The sequence below is a fragment of the Prevotella sp. oral taxon 313 genome, from assembly GCF_003043935.1.
Lineage (GTDB): Bacteria > Bacteroidota > Bacteroidia > Bacteroidales > Bacteroidaceae > Prevotella > Prevotella jejuni.
This window is the reverse complement of the sequence record NZ_PYXE01000001.1, coordinates 2,130,099-2,153,477: the sequence shown is the minus strand read 5'-3', so window position 1 is coordinate 2,153,477 and position 23,379 is coordinate 2,130,099. Positions and strand designations below refer to the sequence as shown.

The window sequence follows — 23,379 nt, the reverse complement described above, 5'->3', positions numbered from 1 at the left end:
GTTACAGATTAGAGGGTAGCGTTTTGTCGAAGGACTTACTTCTCTGCAAGGATCTGAGCGGCATGATCCTTCGTCTTAACCTGCTTTGGCCCAATGATACGTTCGATAACTCCGTCTTCGTTGATGATAAACGTGGTGCGGAAAGTACCCATGTAAGTGCGCCCGTACATCTTCTTCTCACCATAGACGCCGAAGGTGTTGACGAGTTTCAAGTCGGTGTCAGCAATGAGAGGGAAGGGAAGTTCGTTCTTCTCGATAAACTTCTTGTGTGATTTCTCGTCTTGGATGCTTACTCCGATGATGGCGTAACCCTTATCCGTTAGCTCTTTGTAGTTGTCGCGAAGGTTGCAAGCCTGTGCTGTACAGCCTGATGTTAAGTCCTTTGGATAGAAATAGAGGGCAATCTTCTTACCTTTATAATCACTCAACTTAATCTCTTTCCCGTCCTGGTCAGTACCAAGAATCTCTGGTGCTTTATCTCCTACGTTCATAATTCTTTCTGTTTTTAATTAATGATATAACCGTGCGCAAAGTTACTGAAAAGAAATGACATGATTACAGGACGGGGTTATAAAGATGACATGTTAGCAGATAATTATTAGTTAATAGGTACGCTGGTATGGGTTTCCTCATAGGTTATTACGAACTTATTAGCTCTTGGATGGAGGTCTGATAACTATGAATTTATCGTTTTGTAGGGTTTGTGCGGCATTTCCTTCTGCATGACAAAGAGCTGCTCAAGTCTTATTGTTGTATTACGCTAAATATAGGAACAGACCTCAAAAGTAACTCATTATTAAAAAAAGGTGTGGGATCTCATCTCCCGATGAAATCCCACTGGTAACTAAAAATATCCCATAAAAAATAGGATTTGGTAGTTATTTCTTACGTATGATTATCTGAAAAAGACTTTCTGTATTCTTATTTATTTAACCATTTCTTAATTCTTGCCATTGCTTCGATGCAATCGTTGCGGTCTCCAAAGCTTGTGATGCGTATGAAACCTTCGCCAGCTAAGCCGAAGCCAACACCAGATGTACAAACAACCTGTGCACCATTAAGCATCTCTTCAAAGAATTTCCATGAAGGAGTGTCAGCCGGTGTCTTCACCCATAGGTAAGGTGCATTCTCTCCCCCGTAGACGGTAAGTCCTAACTCGGTAAGGCTTTTGCGTAAGATACGAGCATTCTCCATGTAATAATTGATGGTCTGCTTAATCTGCTTCTTACCTTCTGAGCTGTAGATAGCTTCTGCAGCACGTTGTGAGATGTAGCTTGTTCCGTTGAACTTTGTGCATTGTCTACGGTCCCAAAATTGTGCCACTTCAACACATTTGCCATCCTTTGTTGTTGCTGTCAGCTCCTTTGGAATGATGGTATAGCCACAACGAATACCCGTAAATCCGGCAGTCTTACTGTAACTATGGAACTCTATCGCAACCTTCTTAGCATTTGGTATCTCGTAGATAGAGTGAGGAATATCATCGTCTTGAATATAAGCTTCGTATGCAGCATCGTAGAAGATGATAGCATTGTGTGCCAGTGCATAGTCAACCCACTTCTGAAGTTCTTCCTTGGTTATCACCATGCCCGTTGGATTGTTTGGATAGCAGAGATAAACCATATCGACACGATGGTCGGGAATCTGTGGTACAAACTTATTTTCCTCACTGCAGGACATGTATGTGACGTTGCTCCAACGGCCATTCTCGAAGACTCCTGCGCGACCACCCATGACGTTAGAGTCAATGTAGACAGGATAGATAGGGTCGGTCACAGCCATTGTATTGTCCTGACTCAATAGGTCGCCAATATTTCCGGTATCGCTCTTTGCTCCATCATTGACAAATACTTCAGAAGGGTCAATGTGTATGCCACGAGCCTCGTAGTCGTTTTTGACGATAGCTTTGCGGAGCCATAGATAGCCCTGTTCTGGTCCATAGCCATGGAAATGTTCCTTAGTCGCCATGTCGTCGACCGCCTTATGCATTGCTTCAATTACTGCGGGTGCTAAAGGTTGGGTAACATCTCCGATGCCCAGACTGATAACTTTCTTATCAGGGTGAGCAGTTTTATAAGCATTTACTTTCTTTGCAATGTCAGCAAAGAGGTAATTCTTTTGTAATTTAAGAAACTCTTCGTTTATATGTGCCATCTTGTGCTTGTACTGTTTTGGATATGTCTATAAGCATAGTGTCGCTCGTTTCTTGTAGAGACATCCTTTCTTATTCTTATCCTTCAGGAAGTTCGACTTCACCTTCGAAGGCAAAAGCCGCAGGTCCTGTCATGTAGATGTGGTTATCATCCTTCCATTCAATGGAGAGCGTACCGCCATCCATTTCTATCTCAACGGGTTTAGAACGGTCGGCAATGTTGTTCTTTATAGCCGCAGTCGCTGTGGCACAAGCTCCTGTCCCGCATGCCATTGTAATTCCGCTGCCACGTTCCCATACTCGTGTACGTAGATGATTGGCTCCTGTTAAGCATGCAAACTCAATATTGCAACGCTCAGGGAAAGCCGAGTCATGTTCTAACGCTTTGCCAATGACTGTTAAGTCGGTGTCAGTGATGAGCTGCTTTGTGTCGTCAATCTTGCTTTGATCAAGGAAGACAACGAAATGTGGATTACCCATACTTACGAAGGTGGGGTGCACGTCATTGCTTGTTTCTAAGGGGAGATGGTAAGGAACGAGGTTAGGAGAAGCCCCTTGGTATTGTTCCTTTACATCAAACTTAGGTTCAAGCATGTCGACTGTAACCGAGTCCACATGTTTTGTGTCAGCGTTGACATGTAGTTGTAGCACTTTAATCCCCGATAGCGTCTCAAGTCTAAGCTCTGTTTTCTCAGTGAGCTTTTTCTCGAAGAGATATTTCCCGATGCATCTGCTGGCGTTGCCACACATCATTGCTTCGGAACCATCAGCGTTGAAGATGCGCATTCTGTAGTCAGCATCTTTTACAGTTGGCTTTCCAATCAAGACTAAACCATCGCTTCCAATACCCATGTGACGATTACTCCATGCGATAGAAGCAACGTTTGGGTGAGGTATATCATACTTCAATGTGTCAACATAAATGTAGTCATTACCTGCACCATGCATCTTGGTAAACTTTATCTTCTGACCCATTGTGTAATTTTCTTTACTCTCTTAGAGGGACGTTAATTTTATTATCGGGTGCAAATATACAATATTTTATTGAATTAATAGATAAATAATCGTATTTCTTATCAAGAATATATATTTTATTGATTATGTTGTTTGTTTTAGTCTACTTGTTAATTTATTACAAAAGTTTTTCTCCTTCTATGTTTGAAGTGTATGCTTGTGACTGATAACTGACTTTCAAAGTTTTCAGTATTTGTTCGTTTTTTGTCATATATAGTTATTAGTATCAAGGTTTTTTACCTTTCCTTCATTGATGTGCACTTTGTTCTTTCCTGTTGAAGTTTTTATTTTGGGGTACGTCTTGTATATAGGTGAAGTTTGATTTGAAGGAAACTTTTTATCTATTTTAAGCAATTATTATAGAGCGAAAGGTACTTGTTTTTTAATTTACAAATCTCTCGTTTTGTTCATAAATAACTTTTGTGGCATTCGTTGTTGTAACAGAAGAAAGGGAGCATACCCAAGTTAAATGAGTACACTCCCTTATTTTGATATTTTGAAGATGCTGCTTACCTTATATATATGATAATATGACTATCTTTATAAATTCTCTTTTACGCATCTTCTTATTTGTTGTTTATCGTTTACCAAATATGTGCACGACTCTGTTGTGGTACGAAGAGTTTGTCACCTTCTTTGATATTGAACGCATCATACCAGTTGTCAATCATTGGTAGGGCAGCATTCACACGGCTGATACTTGGTGAATGAACATCAGAATTGACAATATAAGCAACAAACTGAGGTGCTACGTTGCTTGCCCAGACACGTCCCCAAGCGAGGAAGAAACGTTGTGCAGGTGTGAAACCATCCATATCGCTCAATGGTTTTGTCTTCATACTGTTCTGAAGTGCACGGAAGGCAATGTTCAAACCTCCGTTGTCACCGATATTCTCACCGAGTGTCTTCTCACCGTTAACATACAAGCCTGGGATTACTTCCTGCTTGTTGAACCAGTCTACAAGGACCTTTGTACGAGCGTCATAGTTCTTCTTATCCTCTTCTGTCCACCAGTTCTTCATATTACCATCCTTATCAAATTGACAACCTTGGTCGTCAAATCCGTGGCTCATCTCATGACCAATGACAGCACCGATAGCACCATAATTAGCTGCATCATCCACTGTTGGATCGAAGAATGGAGGCTGGAGAATAGCTGCAGGGAAGTTAATACTGTTGGTTGTTGGGTCATAGTAAGCATTAACCGTCTGTGGAGTCATGTGCCATTCCTTCTTATCAACAGGCTTACCCCAGCGTTTAGCAATACGATACTTCATAGCTGCTTCCTGTACAGCTTTCACGTTTTCAATCAATGACTTATTATCATCAATTACGAAGACGCTATCCATATTCTGCCATTTATCAGGATAACCAATCTTAATATCAAATGCTTGCAACTTCTCTATGGCTTTTTTCTTTGTTGCAGCAGTCATCCATGTGTTCTCTTCGATACGCTGTGCAAAAGCATCTTGGAGGTTCTTTACCAATGTAATCATACGTTGCTTGCTGCTTTCAGGGAAGTATTTCTGTACGTAGAGCTTACCTACAGCCTCACCCATGATACCCTGTACGAAAGACAAAGCACGCTTCCAACGTGGCTGTTGCTGCTGAACACCGTATGCTACCTTGGTATATTCAAAGTTACGATCAGAGAAGTTATCAGACAACATACCTGCAGAACTTGAGATAACAGCAAGTTCCATGTAGGCTTTCAATGCGTCTAACGGAGCTGTAGCAAGTATCTTCTCAACTTCATGTACAGGCTCTGGCTGTCCAACATCTACCTTTCCGCCGTTATTAGGGTAGCCGGAAGCCTTCAAAAGATAGTTCCAATCGACGCCAGGATAGTTTTTCAAGAATTGCTCCCAAGTCATTGGGTGATAGTTAGCTTGTGGGTCGCGTGACTTTACTTGGTCATAGCTAACCTTTGCAATCTGGTTCTCAATAGAGAAAGCAGCCTCCATCTTCTTCTTAGCAGTTGCAGCATCGTTGCCAGTCATCTTGAACAAATCGTTGTTCAGACTCTTATATGCTGCTATAACAGCCTTCTGTTGGTCGTTAGGCTTTGTATAATATTCAGGATCAAGACCAATACCACCTTGTGAGATACCTATGATATAACGGTCAGAGTTCATTGCATCAACTGTCATACCAAAGCCAACAGGGAAGGTGCCATAGCCTTTCACGTCGAGGTCATACATCAGTTTGATGAGGTCTTTACGATTCTTCGCAGCACGAATCTTTGCCAATACAGGCTTAATAGGTGCATATCCCTCACGATTACGGCGTACGCTATCCATATAGAGATTGTAGATTGATGCAATCTTCTGTGCTACAGTACCCTTTGTCTGTGGCTTCTTCGCATAATCCTCAACCATTTCACGGATGCGTTTCTTATTTAGTTCTTCCAAATCAACGAAGGCTCCATTCATTGGATGTTCCTTGTCAAGTGGATGGCTCTTCAACCAGTTACCTGCAGCGTACTCATAGAAGTTCTCACCGGGCTTCACGTTAAAGTCCATGTTGTTGCGGTCTACGCCCGACTTTAAGCCCTGTGCCATAGCTGATGTAGCTATGAATGAGGCTGCAAATAATAAAATTTTTGCTTTCATGTGCATCTTGTTTATGTGATAAATATTTCTGTTTTGATACTTAAATACTACTATTTCTCATCTTGGATAGCAATATTGAAAAGAATCTTTCCCTCCTTTTTATCTTACTACAAAGGTAAATAAAAAAGCCTAATGTCATTTTATTAGTCGTTCTTTTTGATAAAAAACTACGTAAGGAATACCTTTTTTTAATTCTTTTAACACGCATCGTCGGTAATATTCTATGTCTTTAAGCTACTACAAGAACTGCTTTATGTGTTATGACTATCTGCTTAAGAAAATGATATTCTCTTGTCTGTGGAACTTCTTTAACCTTTTATTGGTTAATATGTTTGGGTAGTATAACATGCTTCTGTCAACAATTTGAATCTATTTTAGTAAGCTTCTTTAATGTGTTTAGTGCTCCGCACCAATGGTGCGGACACCAAACACCATTGGTGCGAACCATTAGCACGACGTGTGCGGAGTACTCGCACATAGGTTGAAGATGGGAAGAAAGAAATTTAAAGGTTATTATAATGATGATAATCAGAGCCTAATAACTAATCAATATATGGGAAAGACTCGCCAGAGTGCAGTACTCATAAGCATTCTTTTATGCTATGCATTATTTCAATTGCACTACGGATAGTGCAGGAATCGTTGTGATATGCACTGTAGATAGTGCATTATTTAACACAAATTGCACTGCTTATAGTGCAATTTATTGCTTATTTTGCACTATGGTTAGTGCATTTTTTGTATCTTTGTAGCAAAAAGAAGATCTATGGATATTAGTTTAATACAATTTATGCGGGAAAGAATAGAGTACACCTCTACTACTTTTCATCGTTATCTATATAATCGTTTAGACTGGGGAAGACAGATGTTAGGACTGGTTGGTCCACGTGGTGTCGGTAAGACAACGATGTTTCTACAATATATAAAGGAGCATCAGTCAGAGCAGAATATGCTTTATGTTTCAGCTGATTATGTCTATTTCTCATCTCATACACTTGTTGATTTAGCAGATGAATTCTGCAGAGAAGGAGGAGAATATCTCTTTATTGATGAGATTCATAAGTATTCAGGTTGGGCACAAGAACTAAAGCAAATATATGATACCCATGTTGATTTGAAAGTTGCTTTTACTGGTTCGTCGGTTCTTGATATAATACAAGGAGAGGCAGACCTTAGTCGTCGCGCTCCTGTTTATCATTTGCAGGGACTTTCTTTCAGAGAGTATCTGGAGATGTTTAAGGGCATTGTTGTTCCAGCTTATAGTTTAGAAGATATTCTTCAACATCGTGTGAAACTCCCCAAAGGACTGGAGCATCCACTACCTTTGTTTAAAGAGTATTTGCGTCATGGGTATTATCCATTTGGAGATGACGTTGAGTTTATAATGTTACTAAACCAAAGTGTCAATCTTACGATGGAGGTTGATATACCACAGTTTGCAAATATGACACTTTCAACAAGTCGTAAGCTAAAGAAGTTACTTGCTATAATTTCACGTAGCGTACCTTTTAAGCCTGTTATGGATTCTTTGGCAACAATGGTGGGAGTGAGTAGGAATGTGCTTCCAGATTATTTCTTGTATATGGAGAAGGCTGGAATTATTAGTCAACTACGAGATGCTACTGGTGGGATAAGAGGATTAGGTAAGGTCGATAAGGTTTATCTTGATAACCCTAATTTAGCTTATATCTTAGCAGGTAGTGAAGCTAATATTGGGAATATAAGGGAGACCTTTTTCTATAATCAGTTGAGAGTACATAATGATATTATAGTTTCTCGTATCTCAGACTTTGAGATTAATGGTGTAACCTTTGAAGTCGGAGGAAAGAGTAAGGGGCAGAAACAGATTGTTGAAGCTAAGAAGGGGTATATAGTAAAAGATGATATCGAGGTTGGTACAGGTAATATCATACCTCTTTGGATGTTTGGCTTGAATTATTAGGAACTGTCTCTCTCCTAATATAATAGGTAAGAAACACGAATACTATACCAAAGCAATCGCCCTCATCAGTCCAAGATAAAAAAGAAGTTTGGACAGATGAGGGTGATTGTTGTTATGTTAATGTCTGATGCTGAGGCTTACTCCTGTTCTTGTTCCTTCTCATTGAAGAGAGCATCTTTAAGCTTCTGATAGAGGAATGAGAGGATAAGGAGAATGGCTCCAAGGCTGATGAAGACTATTATCTTACCGAGAGCAGGCATTGCCCATACGTCATTGAGGACGAGCTTACCAATGATAATTGCAAACTCACACAGGCTGACAATTCTTATCTCCTTACTATGATAGCGCATACCGATACACATTAAGATGAAGGCTGCAACACCTAATGACAGTGAGAAGGCTGTGCTAAAGCCTGTCTCGCCAAATGTGACGAGCAAGAGTCTTGTCGTTGTGAGCCATACCAGCGTTGAGATGATAGCGTACTCAGTGTATAGGTTTCCTCTTTTTGATGTTGCCAATAGCACTCCACGCATACTATAAATCATATAAGCAATCGTTACGAGCGTTATCAACCATCTGTAAGTTAGTTGGTCTGGTACTGCAGAGTTCCATACAGCTATCGCAAAGATAATTCCTGTGATATAGATACTTATTTCGTAGGCAATAGGATATTTACTTATCTCAAATCGTTTACGCAGGATGAGTGCACCTACTAAGATTAGTACATTCGCTGTGAGTAAGGACGCATAGTCGGACGCTGGGTATGCAAGGTGCAGGTGGAAATCATCCCAGAAGGCAAGGTATAAGATACTAAATCCTAACGCCCATGCTATCACATTACAAGGAGTATAGCTGAGAATGCGGTTGTTCTCCTTAAATAACTCTTTATTGCATTGTAGGATGATGGCTGTCACAAAGAAGGCGACACTTACGAACATGGTCACGAAGAAACTTCCATTGAAGAACAAACTATGGCCAGCATCGTGTATAAACACATCACTCTCTCTATAGCATGCCAATACAACGAGTGTTAAGAGCAAAAGTATCGTTGCGCCCCATTCGTATAATAGGTTCTTTTCTTTGGTGAAGAGCCACAGAAGGAGTACTGCCTCAGCTGCCCATACCATGGCTATGTTAGCTGTACTGAAGTAGAGTGGGATGGCGATAGACGCAAATGTAATGCCAAGTCCTAACATTAAATTGCGCAGCGTGTCCTGTCCTTCGACGCGGAAGCGTACGTACAGATAGATAGCAAGGTTGACTGCTGCAATGAAGAAAGCCAAGTAAGCCGTAGCATCGTTGGTAGATTCATATTGTTGTAAGATATAATTGCCATAGAGTAAATAGAGGAAACTGTTAATCGTAACGATAGATAACAATCCTGTCCTTGTCTTTCCTTCACACTGTGTACGCAGGATATAAACCACGGGCAGCAAGAAGATGAAATAGAATAATGTAGCAAAAGCAAATAGAGTAGGGTAGATGTTATTTGTCTCACTGCTTGAGATGTATGTTATTGCTTGAGTTCCCCATAAAATACAATAGGTGAAACAGAAGGATATGATAGGTAGTATTGCCCATCGTTTATACATTGTAAGACAGAACATACCCACATTCAGAATACTAATATAGATCTGTAAAGAGATGATGCTACTTGCGTTTGTGCTGATAATGAATGGTGCTATAAATCCTCCTACGAGTGCCGTAACTGCCAACTCAACCCTATCATATAGTATGGAGACGGCTGACATGAATAATGTTGTCGCACATAAGATAACGAAGGCGGTCGTATGAGAGAATAGAGCATAGTAGTGGAAGGCGATTGCCGTGATAAGATAGAATATACCAAAGGCACCACCTGCCAACAAAGAACTAAATGCGTGATAGCGTTTATGCAGTCTTTCTGCCAGTACTAACATACCTACTCCAACGGCATAACCCATCAACGTACGTGCTGTCTCGTTGATCCAGTTCTGGTCGATGGCGTATTTAACGAAGAAGCCAATACCAATGATAAAGATGAGAATACCAATCTTACCGAAGAGGTTCTCACCAATATATTTCTCAAAGTTGCTTTCTCTTATAGTATATTCTTCTGTTTGTGGTTCTTCTTCAAGCATAGAAGACTCCTCTTCACGTATCGAAGACTTTTCTTCCATGGCCATGGCTGGATCTTCCTTCGGTTCTTCTACTGGCTCTTCAGTAGTTTCTGGTTTTTCTTCAGTATTTTCAGAGGCTTCTTCTTTCGTGTCTTTGACAGGGATTTCCACAGTAGAAGGTCTTACATTCTCATTGTTTACAACAGGAACTTCCACGGTCTCTGGTGTCTCCTGTCCCTCTAATTGCTCACTATCATGTGTGATTACTGGTTCTTCCGTCTTTTCCTTGGTCTCTATTTCATTCTTTATCTCTTCCTCCCACCAGTTCGTGTTTTGAACAATAGTAGGTCTTGTCTCTTCCTTCGGAGCTTCTTCTGGCTGCTCCTTTGGCTGTGTAGCGATTTCTTCTTGCTTTGTCTCTATTGGAGTATTAGGTTTGCTCTCCTTTTCACGCTGCATCTTTTCCATTATGGATTTCAGTGTGGAGATTTCAAAACTGATGCTGTTAAGTGTGTAATTTATGTCATTTATCTTAGACATAAGTACAAAAAACAGCAGAAAAGGGGCTGCTAATAAAGCGAGACCAAGAAAGACTAAAAATACTTCATCCATGATTTTATGAGTTTATTTAGGCGGTAAAGTTAATGATTACGTGTGAAATAAAAAAATAATTACTCCTAATAAATCTTATTGCCATGTTTTTTTACCTCTTAACATACTGTTTATTCTCGTATATAAGTCTAATGATAAGGAGGAAGAGTTTGTCACATGTAATAAGGTGAAAAAGCTGTTATGCTATGAGAACAATGTTAAATACGCAAGTAAAAGTTGACTACTCCTAAAAATAATGTTAACTTTGCAAGTAAATATAGTTGAGAGAATGAAAGTTATTAAGCAAGTTGTCAATCTATTAAACAAGGCGTATCAACCAATAAAGGGCAATGCCTCTTTTTTCTTCTTTATGTATCTTATCGGCATTGTGGTGTCGTATGAGGAATTGCCTACCAATAATCCTGATGCTACTGTCTATAGTAATCTTTGGTTAGAGTTGTTTTTTGACTTGTATATAATCTGTCTTCTCCTTTCACTTATTCCTTTGAAAGTACGTCGATGGATACGTGCTTTATTGTATGTTATTGCATACGCAACAAGTATCACAGACCTTTTTTGTTGGGTGAAGTTCCAGTCTACATTAAACCCCTCCATGCTCCTTCTTGTAGGTGAGACTGATGGCCGTGAGGCGGGTGAGTTTTTTAGTAGTTACATGACCACCGATATCCTCTTCTCGAGTGTCGGACTATTACTACTGATTATGCTTCTGCAGATTCTTGTAGTAGTAGGACAGAAAATCAAACTCCCTATTGGTGTTAGCGATAAAATGGATGTTATGTATCGAGTATTTGCTCGGCTGCAACCTGTCTTAGGGGCTCTTTGCATTGTATTGTTCTGTTGGTCGGCATACTCATCAGCGCATAATAAGAAAGAGATGGTGGAGATGTTCTCCTTAGATACTATTGGTTCTGTAGAGCACGAACTGACAACCAGCGATTGTGCACAGTTCTATCTGCCTGTCTATCGACTTGTGTTCAGTATCTTCTCAAATGAGTTAGCATCGCAACAAATCGATCGTCTCATCGAAGCAAAGGACAAGATGAAAGTGGATAGCTGTTCGTATAAATCGCCAAATATTGTCCTTATCATTGGAGAAAGCTATGGTAAGCATCATTCACAACAATATGGTTATTTCATGCCGACGACCCCTCGTCAGATTAAACGGGAAAAGTCGGGATTACTCGTACCGTTCAGTGATGTCGTAGCACCATGGAACTTAACCAGCTTTGTGTTCAAGAACGTTTTCTCTCTGCATGTTGTTGGAGAGAAAGGGGAGTGGTGTGATTATCCGCTCTTCCCTTCACTGTTCCGTAAGGCAGGCTATCATGTTACTTTTATAACCAATCAGTTCCTACCGAAAGCGAAGCAGGCTGTATATGATTTCAGCGGTGGTTTCTTCTTAAATCACCCAGAACTTTCATCGGCAATGTTCGACTCTCGTAACTCCCAATTATACCGATTTGATCGAGGATTACTCGATGATTACGATAAGAATCAAAAGCAACACAATACAAACCATAACCTTATTATCTTCCATCTACTCGGACAGCATGTCACTTATAAACAGCGTTATCCGAGCGATCGTCACCATTTCACGGCTGATGACTATGCGGAAAAGCGTTCTGACCTCGATGGTAAACAGCGTAGTATCTTGGCTGATTATGATAATGCCATCCTATATAATGACTCCATCGTGGATGCTATCATTAGTCGTTTTGAGAATCAAGAGGCTATCATTATCTATATGCCTGACCACGGAGAAGAATGCTTTGAGGGTAATAGAGGCTTCATTTGTCGTAAACATTCAGCAGCTATTGATTATGACTTAGCACGCTATGAGTTTGAAATACCTTTCTGGATTTTCTGTACACATAAGTATGCTGTGAAGCACCCTGATATTTTCCAAGAAATCATCGCTGCTAAGCATCGTCGTTATATGACGGATGCATTACCGCATCTGTTGCTTTACTTAGCTGGTATCCATACGAAAGACTATCATCCCGAATATAATATCCTCAGTCCACAATACAATGAGATGAGACCGAGAATATTAAAGAATACAACGGATTACGATAAGCTTACTCGTCCTTCTGAGAAGCATCTCTTACCAAAGCAGAAGTCTATGTCAAAAGAGAAGATAGCTTGTAAGGTGGGTAGTGAACGTAGAGAAATGAATTAGAGAAGTGTAAAGTAATTCGTAAAAGACCACAAAATTAATTATTAAAGTTAGGATGTTTAATAAGGAAAAGAATACATATACAGAACACTCCGCACCAGAGTATAGGAAAGAACGCCGAGAAGCGTTGCTTACACGGGTAGAGTGTGATGCGTTGAGAGGGCTTGCCATTATCGGAATCTTCCTACATAATTACTGCCATTGGTTGCGTCCAGTGGTAAAGGAGAACGAATATCAGTATTTCCAACGTAATGTAGACAAACTTTATCAAGTGTTACAGGGGTCGTGGAACGAATTGTTCTTCTTTCATATCCTTTCGTTCTTTGGGCATTATGGAGTACCTGTATTCCTCTTCTTATCGGCTTACGGTCTGACGATGAAGTACGAGAAGCAACAGCCAACAGTGCCAACAAGTATGCTGCAAGTACAGTCAAGTCTTCCAGTCTTTGGTTTTATCAAATATCATTGGGTAAAACTTTTCCGTATGATGATAGTTGGTTTTGTAGCTTTTACGATGGTTGACGCTATTACCGACGCTCCCCACGATTACCATGTGATGGATATTATCGGTCAAATGGGACTTTTTAATAATCTACTTCCCAATCCTGACGATATTATTTGGCCTGGTCCTTACTGGTTCTTTGGGCTTATGATACAGTTGTATATCGTGTATCGACTTTGCCTTTATCGCCGACATTGGGCGTGGAATGTTGTGTTGATAGTGCTTTGTTTTGCCATACAGTTATCTTGTGAACCAGAGAGTGAGGCTTTGAACCGCTGGAGATATAACTTTATCGGTGGTATGCTGCCATTCGGTTTTGGTGTACTTTATGCGAGATTCGCACACGCCTGGACGACTGCTACAAACCTTGTTGCCTTTGTCCTTTCGTTATTTGCCATATTGCTGATGAGCTTCAACTACATAACATGGTATTTTGTACCCCTTGTAATATGTGTCGCCTCTATTACTTTTGTGAGATTACTCAGTTGGATAGAAGGCGTAGTTGGCAATAAGTATTTCTCTGTTATGAATATTCTCTCGTGGGTTGGCAGCATCTCAGCAGCCCTTTTCGTCTGTCATCCTATCACAAGAAAGATATTTATTCCAATCTCTCGAGGGGGAGAATATTGGACGGGGCTCCTCCTTTACATTATCTCTTCACTTTGTTTAGCATGGTTGTTCAAAGAGTTAATGAAGAAGATACCGAGTCCAAAGTTAAAGTAAAGGAGTCTTATAAATACACGATTTCATCGCAATAAATGAAGATAAGAAACATTGAATTAGCTGATATAAGCCGTTACCGAGGAGAGTTGATGGGGTTGGCCATCATCTTCGTTATTCTTTTTCATGTGGGGCTGCCACGTGAAGATGCCTTCTTTGGCTTGAAGAGAATGGGCAACATCGGTGTAGACTTCTTCCTCTTCTTGAGCGGTATGGGCTTGTGGTTCTCTTGGACAAAGCACCCTTCGCTGCGAAAGTTTTATCTTCGACGTTTCTTACGTGTCTATCCTACTTGGCTCTTCATGGCCTGTCTCTACTATATACCTGATTTCCTTAACATCAATCTCACAGGACATAGTGGGCACAGTATGAATATCATCGATCTCATCGGGGATATAACGATTAACTGGGACTTCTGGATGCACAACGAGCTAACGTTTTGGTATATCCCTGCTATCATGGTTTTCTATCTTGTGAGTCCTTTTTATATGATGCTTATCGCCAAGAATCCTATCTATCGTTGGACTCCTGTAGTCATGATAATGTGGTGTGTTGTGGTCGAATATATTACCCCACTGCATGAAGCAGTGGGTCATTTAGAGATATTTTGGAGCCGTGCGCCCATCTTCTTTATAGGTATTAACATCGCAGAGGCGGTGAAACGGAAAGAAACAGTGGGTGGTTCGGCTATTTGGATGATAGTGATAACATTCGTTATCGCTCTTTCCTCTTGTCTGTTTCTTGAACAAGAGAAGCACGGACAGTTCCCCTTATTCCTTGAACGTATGCTTTATATCCCCCTTACGTTTACATCGATTATCCTCTTCAATCAAGTCCTTCATCATACACCAAAGTATATGAACAAAATACTAAAAGTCTTTGGTGCATTGAGTTTGGAGCTTTATTTGATACATTCCCACTTCGTACTCGATTATCTTGAGCGGACTGATTGGTCTTATTGGCCTAAGTTTGTTGTGACGATTGTCCTCAGTCTGATATTTGCATGGCTCTTACAAACTATAATTAAAGGGATTATAACGCCCATAGAGAATAGAATAAAATGAAGAACCTTATACTGTTAATACGTCCACATCAATGGATTAAGAATCTTATCGTCTTCCTTCCAGTCTTCTTTGGAGGTGCTTTACTGCAATGGGAAGCGGTTTACGCAGGATTTATCACAGTCTTGTCTTTTAGTCTGACGGCCTCATCTATCTATTGTCTGAACGACATTGTCGATGTTCATGACGACCGTCAACACCCTGTGAAGTGTCATCGTCCGATGGCCTCTGGTGCTGTCAGTATTGTTCAGGGATATATCCTGATGGGGTTGATGTTTGCTTTATCGATGATTTCGACCTTTTTGTTGCATGCACGTCAGGTTGAAACAGCCAGTGTAATAATCTTCTATTGGCTGTTAAATATAGGTTATTGCCTTCGTTTGAAGCGTTATGCAATCATTGACGTGTGTGTTGTTGCCTTCGGATTCGTTCTCCGTATCCTGGCAGGAGGATATGCAACAGACATTCATCTGAGTAAGTGGATTGTTCTGATGACCTTCTTGTTAATGCTCTTCCTGTCCTTTGCTAAACGACGTGACGATGTTGTGAGGATGAACGAGACAGGCCATGCACCTCGCCAGAATACTATCCGATATAATCTTACTTTCATTAATCAAGCGATAACAATAACGGCAAGTGTTACCTTGGTGTGCTATATCATGTACACAGTAAGTCCCGAAACCATCGCTAATTTCCACACAGATCACCTTTATCTGACCAGTGTCTTTGTGCTCTTGGGCCTACTTCGTTATATCCAGATATCGGTTGTTGATAAGAAGAGTGGTGACCCAACGAAGGTGATGATACACGATCGTTTCATGCAGCTGATAGTGTTAGCCTTCGGACTTGCCTTCCTCTTTATTATCTATGTATTTAAGAATAGTCAATAAGAGATGAAGAGGATATACGCTTTCGACTTCGATGGTACGCTAACAACCAAGGACACACTCATAGAGTTTATCCGCTTCTCAAAGGGGAGTGTGCGTCTGTTCTTGGGTTTCCTACTCTTTTCTCCTCTCCTTATATTAATGAAGCTTCATCTTTATCCTAATTGGAAAGCTAAGCAAAGAGTTTTCGCTTGGTTCTTTAGGGGGATGAGCCTCGATAGTTTTAATCGGTTATGTGTTGACTTTGCCCAGCAGAACAAGCAGCTACTTCGCCCTGCTGGTGTAAAGAGACTACAGATGGCTGTACAGGAAGAAGATAGTGTTGTACTCATAATCAGTGCGAGTGTTGATAACTGGGTATGTCCTTTCTTCGATGAAATCGATAAAAAGATACAAGTGATAGGTACTCAAATCGAAGTGGAAGGAGGATATCTTACTGGGCGGTTTATCACTAAGAACTGCTACGGACAAGAGAAAGTAAGTCGACTGAAGGAGCTCTATCCGCAACGTGAGTCTTATGAGTTGATTGCCTTTGGGGATAGTAGAGGAGATAAGGAGCTACTTGCCCATGCAGACAAAGGATATTATAAACCTTTTAGAGAGACGGAGTAAAGATGCTAAGCAGACAGGTTAAAGATAAGAAAAAGCTCAGTGAAATCGTGCGTTTTATCATTGTAGGGTCATTAGCTGCAGCCATTCAGTATGGTACTTATCTGTTGATGATATGCTGGTTACAGCCTCTTATTGCTAATACCATCGCTTATCTTGTAAGCTTCACATTCAACTATATTGCCTCAACACGATACACCTTCCGTGTGAAGTCTACTACGAAACGAGGGGTGGGTTTTGTTTTCTCACATGTTATTAACTATGTCTTACAAAGTACTTTCCTACAACTTTTCCTTTGGTTAGGGCTTAGTAAGCAGTTAGCCTTAATTCCTATGTTTGCTATTTGTGTACCAATAAACTTCCTTTTGGTGCGCTTTTTTCTACGTAGGAAGTAAGGATAAATTTCTTGATAGAACCGAAGAAGTGAGTGAAAGGAGGTGGCCTCCCTCCTATCTATAGCTGGCACCTCCCACAACACCTCCCCAGCAGGCAAGGATGTTGCATGTGTGGTTACCCCTATTGGGCTGGCCTCACCCCCAACCCCTCTCCGATTGGAGAGGGGAGTAGTATGTGAGGTTACCCCTATTGGCCTGCTGAGAAATGGAGAAGAGACGCTAAACGCATGGATGACATACAGGGGTATCTCGGTAATCACTCCCCTCTCCATTCGGAGAGGGGCTGGGGGTGAGGCCTCTGTGGCTGTAATGTTCTGTGTTATCGGTTGACTTAATGTCTCTGTGGGCATTTGTGTGTTCTGTTCTTCTGTGTTCTTCTGTGAGAGAAAGAACATTGGAGAATTGTTGGGAGGGAGGTTTTCTCTCACAGAGCGCACAGAGTTCACTGAGCCTTTTTGCGCACAGTTTCAATCCCACAGAAGGCCTTCGGCATACAGAGTTCACAGAGCGTTACTGCTAATGATGGTTGTAATGTTCTGTGTTATCGGTTGACTTAATGTCTCTGTGGACATTTGTGTGTTCTGTTCATCTGTGTTCTTCTGTGAGAGAAAGAAATATCCTCCGTGAGAGATAGCATACTAACCATGTAAACAGAAAATGTCAAGATATTTTGCAAGCTACTCCCTTCTCTTTCCGAGAAAAGGCCGAGTATGCAACAAGAAGAGGCTCTTCTATGTTCAAGAACATGCCCTTCTTGCAGGTTAAAGACGCCCTTCTTGAAGCAAGAAGGGCGTCTTCTTTGTTGCTGTTCGTAACGTGCTGATTTATTGAAGGTTATATCTTCGGTTAGAGAAGATGTAATACGCTGGTCTTAGGGGCGTTTGTTCTGATTGTATGTAATGATTTTTCATAGCACTGATTGCTATTTTAAAGTGTGGAGAAATTGCTGGAATAGGCACATGGGAATATTAGAATCAGCTGTAAAGGACGATTAATTAACGCAGATAATTATAGTTTTTTTGAATCAAGTAAACACATGTCGATAAGGAGTAATGAGTACTAAGACCATGAATGTGAGAAGTGGAAAACCTCTTAGAAAAGACCACTCACTTGTATAGTCAAATATGCCATTGATTGCTGTAAATGATAAAAGTTTTGCCTGACATTACCAAATTCTTTTGTTAAATGTGCTTTAATTCGTACCTTTGTACCAAATAATCAAAGCTACTCAATGCACATATTCAATATTTTCAAGGTGAAGAAAGAAGAACGCTGGCTGGCTTTCGTCATGTTAGCAGTCTTTGTTACGTTCAATGCGATGGTGATAGCAAGCCACTATCACGTCTACACCATGGATGTACATGGTGGTTTTTGGAGCATCTTTACCAAGAACTTTCGTATGTCAGGCTATGATTGTTGGTCATGGATAACGGTTTCGGGAGGACGTATCCATTTCGTTACATCACGTCATCCGTTGTATCTTACCTTTCTTTATCCGCTCTATCTGCTCAATGACTGGCTCATACAGAATGTAGGATATAACTTTGCAGTGTATTTCATGGCCGTCATTATCGTCTTTTCAGCCTTCTATGCAGTACTCTTTATGTACCGAGTTTTCCGAGAGGTATTGGAGTTGAGGCGCAAAGACGCAAGACTACTTACCTTGTTGTTATTCTCTTTTGGACACGTACTCATTCCAACCATGGTGCCAGACCACTTCGTTGTTTCTCTGATGCTGCTCTCTCTGACGCTTTACATCACGGGAAAGAAGATGAAGAAAGGACAATTACTAACCGCTTGGCAATCGTTGGTTCTGACCTTCTTTACAGCAGGAATGGCAACATCAAACGGGGCGAAGACTTTGTTAGCAGGCTTATTCACCAATGGAAAGAAGGTCTTTACCGTTAAGTTTATCTCTATTGGAGTAGTCCTTCCTTTGCTCTTATTGCTCGGTATTCAACAGTCGCAATATTATCTTTTGGAGGTTCCACAGCAAGCAGTTGTGCGTCATATCGAAAGCGAAACACTGAAGAAGAACCCGCAGAAGGTGCTCGAACATAAGAAGCAAAGAGACGAATGGCAGCGAACACACCTTGGTCAGCCTGTGGGAGATGGGGTAATAACGAAGTTGATGGATGTCTCTACGCCACGTGTTCCAACCATTGTAGAGAACTTCTTCGGTGAGTCTATTCAGCTTCACCAGCGTTCGTTATTAATGGATGTGTCGTGGGAACGTCCTATCTTCGTGGAGTACAACTGGAGTGTGAACTATATCATTGAGGCTTTTATCGTCCTCTTATTTATAGTAGGTATTGTGTTCAGCTATAAGCAGCGGTTCTTTAAAATGCTTTTAGCTTGGTTTGCTTGTGACCTCACCTTGCATCTCATCCTTGGATTTGCCGTCACTGAGGTGTATATAATGACCTCAGGATGGGCATTCATCATCCCCATCTCCTACGGTTACTTACTGAGACAATTATCGATGAAATGGCTAAGAGTGATGCGTGTGACGTTAATCATGCTAACCATCTATCTTTGGATTTACAATGCAGGACAGACATTCTATTACTTAATGTCGTAAGCTATGTGGATGAAGTTTATTAAGATAAGAAAAGACGAGCGTCTTTCGGTTTGTTTATTCCTCCTGTGGCAGCTCATCATGCACGCTACAGTGATTATTCCTTACTATTCGGTGTTCTCAAGAATATCAAAGGATTATCGAAAGAACTTCCTCGATTGGTTTCATGTCTCTGGTTTTGACCCACTCACTTACTGCGTTGTTACCGACTGGACAACAGCCTACGATGTGCATAGACACCCTTTGTTGGCTTTCTTCTACTATCCCGTCTATCTTATCAATCAGGGATTAATGAGCTTATTGGGCATTAACTGTGTACAGTTTCTCGTTGCCATTGTCCTTCTCCTTAGTTCGCTTTATGCGTTCCTATTGATGATGCGAATAGGAAAAGAGCTTCTTCACCTCTCGCAACGAGAGTCTTCTGTGCTCGCTTTCTTACTCTTTTCCTTCGCATACGTACTATTAGCAGCTATCTCTCCCGACCATTTCATCCTTTCGTTATTCCTCATTCTCTTAGTGATTTATGTGACAGGTAAGCAGATGACAGAGCGTAAACCATTGAAGAGATGGCAGACGATAGTCTTCTTTATCCTTACTGCTGGCGTATCACTTAATAATGGGTTAAAGGTGTTATTAGCTGATCTTTTCTCAAGGGGGAAGCGTTTCTTTCATCCTAAGAACCTTATTCTTGTTGTCATCTTACCTGCTGCAACAATCTGGAGCTTTGGTCTTTGGGAGTACAAAACGTTCGTTGCCGATAGTGTTAACACACGAAAGGCACACGAAAAGAAAGCTGTAAAGGATGAGAAGACCAAGATGTGGAAAGAGTTCAGCGATACGACGCATCTTAAAGACAGTCAACAACAGGCAGAAGCGTTTGCGTTACTATGGAAAAAACACCGAAAGGCGCAGTTGAAGGCAAAGTATAGCGCACCACAATATGCTCATTCTGGTACGCCAGTGAGTAAACAACCGTTCTTGAACTGGACAGATGTGACTACTTCTCGGCGTGAGACACTCGTTGAAAACCTCTTTGGTGAGTCTATACAGTTGCACCAGAAGTACACGTTATGTGATGTTATTCGCGACCGTCCAGTCTTTGTTAGTTATAATTGGGTCGTAAACTATATTGTTGAAGGTCTTATCGTCTTACTCTTTTTAGGTGGAATCTGGGCTGGTAAACGTAGTAAGCTGATGTGGATGTGTTTATCATTCTTCGCCCTTGACATGATACTTCATATAGGCTTAGGGTTTGGTATTAACGAGGTATATATAATGACTGCGCATTGGGCTTACGTCATTCCGTTGTGTATAGGTTGCCTGATAAAGTCAATGAAAGGTGGGATTAGGCATGCTATTACCCTATTGACAGCCTTGATAGCTTTCTATCTCATTGTTTATAACAGTGCTCTAATTATCTTCACACTATAGTAAAGTTATGGAAAACAAAGCCTCTGTATCAATAGTCCTCTGTACTTACAATGGTGAGAAATACGTGAGGGAGCAGATAGACTCACTGCTCGCTCAGTCTTATCCTATCCATGAGATTATCATTCAAGATGATGGATCGACGGATCATACATGGGAGATACTACAAGCGTATGCGTCAAAACATACTGTTATTCGTACTTTTAAGAATGAAGGCGAACATGGTGTTAATGCGAACTTCCTTTCTGCATTGCATCGTGCAACAGGTGATTATATTGCCATCTCCGACCAAGATGATATCTGGGAGAGGGATAAGATAGAGACACAGATGCGTTGTATAGAAGATAAGATGCTATGTAGTGGACACTCACGACCCTTCTCGACAGATGGTTCCTTTGCTTATTTTGACAATAGACCACGCAATGTGAATATCTTTCGAATGATGTTCTTAGGTCTTCCGGGCCATACTTTATTATGTAAGCGAGCATTGATTCATCTCCTACCACCCCTCGAGAGTCTTGTTTATAAGGTCACCCTTTACGATGCAGTGTTGAGTATTATTGCCGCATCCTACGACAGTATTGTGTATTGTAATAAGGTGTTAGTGAACTTCCGACGCCATGCAGAGGCTACTACCTACAATGATTATAGTAGTAGTCTGCCCTCATGGAGGAACGCTCTCACTGAGTTAACGTGGAGTCTGAACCATTATAAAGAGATACGTAAGAAGGTTGTCCCCATCTTTCAAGGTAAGCTTATGTTGATGGAGGGCTTACATTCAAATATACACGATTTCATCGAAGCTCGCGAAGTAATGCGAATGGAGACCAAGCAGGGCGTCTTTGCCTTCTTACATTTACAATATCTACTAACGAAGAACTATAAGAAGCTCTTTCATACACGAGGTGGTGGACCAGTCAAACTACTTCGTGCTATGCTTTATCCTATCATGCAGTTGTACATGTATCACTAAGATGAATGCTATTATCCTTTCTTTCGATGAAAGTAATTGAGACATTCCTTTAGTGTTTGCGAACCTCCCAACTTCATTACGATATAATAGAGTAGGGCTGCCAAGACGACTCTCGTCAATAATAGAAGTAGAAGACTCTGTATCCATAAAGTAATGAGATAAGTGGAAATCATTACCGCAGCGGATGTTAATAGATAAGGACAAAGATCTTTAAGGATATCTATGAGGCGTATGCCAATCTCTTTATGTGCGAAGAACTGCCACACACCCAACCAAAGGACAGTAATAACTGTATAGACACTCACCATGAAGACGATTCCTTGTTGGTAACAAAGGATAATGAGTCCTACCTGTGCTACGATTAATAAGACCGTACACCACATATAGACAGCAGACTTACCTCGACTGAGAATGAGGTTTTGATACATTGTATAAAAGGGTAGGAAAGCCCCACTAATACACAAAATACGCAACAAAGGAATACTCTCTACCCATTTATCTGATATAAGAAGAATGATAAATTCGTGCGATATCATCGCTAATCCGAACATAGCGGGAAAGACCAAAAAGGCGGTAAAACGCATCATTTTTCTAAACACATTTACTTGCCTTTTGACGTCATTATTCACCTCTACCAATACTGGTTGCGCTACTTGTGACACTGTTCCAGACACGAAGGTACTTGCCATCGTATCCCACTTGAAGGCTTGAGAGAAGTTACCTACCACCTTTGCTGAGTATAAACGACCGAAGATAAAGGTTAGTATGTTTTGGCTAATTGTATTGATGATGGTCGTTACGAGTATCTTATAACTAAAAGGAAACATTCTCTTGACGGGCTTGAAATCGATGTGAAATGAGGGACGCCAAGGAATGATAAAGAAGCGCCAAAGACTCGTGAGGGTGATATAAAGCAGTTGCTGCCAGGCCAAACTCCAATAGGCATAACCCTTTAAGGCTAACACGATACCCACTACTCCTGAGATGATAAGACTTGTGATACGCAGAAGGGCTGTTTCTTTTACCATCATGTTCTTAAATAGATAAGCTGCAGGAACAGTTCCTAATGATGAGAACAAAAGGGAGGCAAAAAGGAAACGAGATAGGTTGATAAGCTCTGTGTGGTGGAAGAAGTTGGCTATTAAAGGTGCTGAAAAGAATAGTACGCTATAGGATACCCACCCCGTTATAGCACTAAACCAAAAGACAGAGTTATAGTCATTGTCAGTGGGATGTTCCATGTTTGCAAGTGCTGTGGTGAACCCACTCTCTTGCAAAGCACCTGCTATTGCAGTAAAGACAGCCAGCATCCCCACTAAACCATAGTCTGATGGTGTGAGTAGACGAGCTAAGAATATGCCGATAACTATATTCAGTAGCTGCATTGTACCATTGTTCAATGCACCCCAAAAGAGCCCTTTGGCTGTTTTCTCCTTTAGTGTTTCTTTTTCCATTCTGTTTGTATCTCTGTGATACGTAGTCATTTTTTTCTTTTGTGAAGTGCCTCTCTGCTTGTCTGCCGTTGCGTCTTTTCCCCTCGCACTAACATCCTTTTTGAAGCACTTTATTGGTCTTTGTGATAGCGAGTCCCCCTTTCCTTTGCTCCTATCTTTTTATGT

Annotated in this window: 16 protein-coding genes; 10 read left to right on the top strand and 6 right to left on the bottom strand. The window is 40.9% G+C overall.

The features are described 5' to 3' along the window. Nucleotides 1-35: 35 nt before the first annotated feature. The 4 genes from bcp to AXF23_RS08510 form a co-directional block, all read right to left on the bottom strand. Nucleotides 36-491 (bottom strand): thioredoxin-dependent thiol peroxidase, encoded by a 456-nt coding sequence (gene bcp, locus AXF23_RS08525; RefSeq protein ID WP_107624995.1) that lies wholly within the window; start codon nucleotides 489-491, stop codon nucleotides 36-38. A 430-nt stretch (nucleotides 492-921) separates the two neighbouring features. Then, on the bottom strand, nucleotides 922-2,154 hold the full coding sequence (locus tag AXF23_RS08520) for an LL-diaminopimelate aminotransferase (protein ID WP_107624994.1): 1,233 nt from the start codon (nucleotides 2,152-2,154) through the stop codon (nucleotides 922-924). A gap of 76 nt (nucleotides 2,155-2,230) precedes the next feature. Next, nucleotides 2,231-3,127 (bottom strand): diaminopimelate epimerase, encoded by an 897-nt coding sequence (gene dapF / locus AXF23_RS08515; RefSeq protein WP_107624993.1) that lies wholly within the window; start codon nucleotides 3,125-3,127, stop codon nucleotides 2,231-2,233. Between the two features lie 623 nt (nucleotides 3,128-3,750). Beyond that, a complete protein-coding gene (locus AXF23_RS08510; RefSeq protein WP_107624992.1) occupies nucleotides 3,751-5,778 on the bottom strand; it encodes a M13 family metallopeptidase in 2,028 nt (675 codons plus the stop codon). Between the two features lie 766 nt (nucleotides 5,779-6,544). Here AXF23_RS08510 and AXF23_RS08505 point away from each other — a divergent pair. Then, nucleotides 6,545-7,720, top strand: a complete 1,176-nt coding sequence (locus AXF23_RS08505; protein ID WP_107624991.1) for an ATP-binding protein — start codon at nucleotides 6,545-6,547, stop codon at nucleotides 7,718-7,720. A gap of 137 nt (nucleotides 7,721-7,857) precedes the next feature. On the opposite strand, the gene AXF23_RS08500 is transcribed toward AXF23_RS08505, so the two are convergent. Next, complete coding sequence (locus tag AXF23_RS08500) at nucleotides 7,858-10,431, bottom strand: DUF2339 domain-containing protein (RefSeq protein WP_107624990.1); 2,574 nt, start codon at nucleotides 10,429-10,431, stop codon at nucleotides 7,858-7,860. 268 nt (nucleotides 10,432-10,699) lie between these two features. Between AXF23_RS08500 and AXF23_RS08495 the strand changes: the two genes are divergently transcribed. The 9 genes from AXF23_RS08495 (at nucleotide 10,700) to AXF23_RS08455 (ending at nucleotide 21,760) form a co-directional block, all read left to right on the top strand. Beyond that, complete coding sequence (locus AXF23_RS08495) at nucleotides 10,700-12,610, top strand: phosphoethanolamine transferase (RefSeq protein ID WP_233251265.1); 1,911 nt, start codon at nucleotides 10,700-10,702, stop codon at nucleotides 12,608-12,610. Nucleotides 12,611-12,662: 52 nt separating this feature from the next. After that, nucleotides 12,663-13,832 (top strand): acyltransferase family protein, encoded by a 1,170-nt coding sequence (locus AXF23_RS08490; RefSeq protein WP_107624988.1) that lies wholly within the window; start codon nucleotides 12,663-12,665, stop codon nucleotides 13,830-13,832. 35 nt (nucleotides 13,833-13,867) lie between these two features. After that, on the top strand, nucleotides 13,868-14,893 hold the full coding sequence (locus tag AXF23_RS08485) for an acyltransferase family protein (protein ID WP_107624987.1): 1,026 nt from the start codon (nucleotides 13,868-13,870) through the stop codon (nucleotides 14,891-14,893). Further along, nucleotides 14,890-15,780: a decaprenyl-phosphate phosphoribosyltransferase gene (locus tag AXF23_RS08480; protein WP_107624986.1), complete on the top strand. Its 891-nt coding sequence runs from the start codon at nucleotides 14,890-14,892 to the stop codon at nucleotides 15,778-15,780. Before AXF23_RS08485 ends, AXF23_RS08480 begins: the two co-directional genes overlap by 4 nt. A 3-nt stretch (nucleotides 15,781-15,783) precedes the next feature. Beyond that, nucleotides 15,784-16,389: an HAD family hydrolase gene (locus tag AXF23_RS08475; RefSeq protein WP_107624985.1), complete on the top strand. Its 606-nt coding sequence runs from the start codon at nucleotides 15,784-15,786 to the stop codon at nucleotides 16,387-16,389. Nucleotides 16,390-16,391: 2 nt separating this feature from the next. After that, entirely contained in the window at nucleotides 16,392-16,781 is a 390-nt protein-coding gene (locus AXF23_RS08470) for a GtrA family protein (RefSeq protein WP_107624984.1), read from the top strand. 1,231 nt (nucleotides 16,782-18,012) lie between these two features. Then, entirely contained in the window at nucleotides 18,013-19,362 is a 1,350-nt protein-coding gene (locus tag AXF23_RS08465) for a DUF6080 domain-containing protein (protein ID WP_107624983.1), read from the top strand. Between the two features lie 3 nt (nucleotides 19,363-19,365). Next, a complete protein-coding gene (locus AXF23_RS08460) occupies nucleotides 19,366-20,790 on the top strand; it encodes a DUF6080 domain-containing protein (protein ID WP_370445507.1) in 1,425 nt (474 codons plus the stop codon). Between the two features lie 7 nt (nucleotides 20,791-20,797). Next, nucleotides 20,798-21,760, top strand: coding sequence for a glycosyltransferase (locus tag AXF23_RS08455; RefSeq protein ID WP_107624982.1), 963 nt, complete (start codon nucleotides 20,798-20,800; stop codon nucleotides 21,758-21,760). Between the two features lie 11 nt (nucleotides 21,761-21,771). Here the strand turns inward: AXF23_RS08455 and AXF23_RS08450 are convergent, their stop codons facing one another. After that, entirely contained in the window at nucleotides 21,772-23,214 is a 1,443-nt protein-coding gene (locus AXF23_RS08450) for a lipopolysaccharide biosynthesis protein (RefSeq protein WP_107624981.1), read from the bottom strand. Between the last annotated feature and the right edge of the window lie 165 nt (nucleotides 23,215-23,379).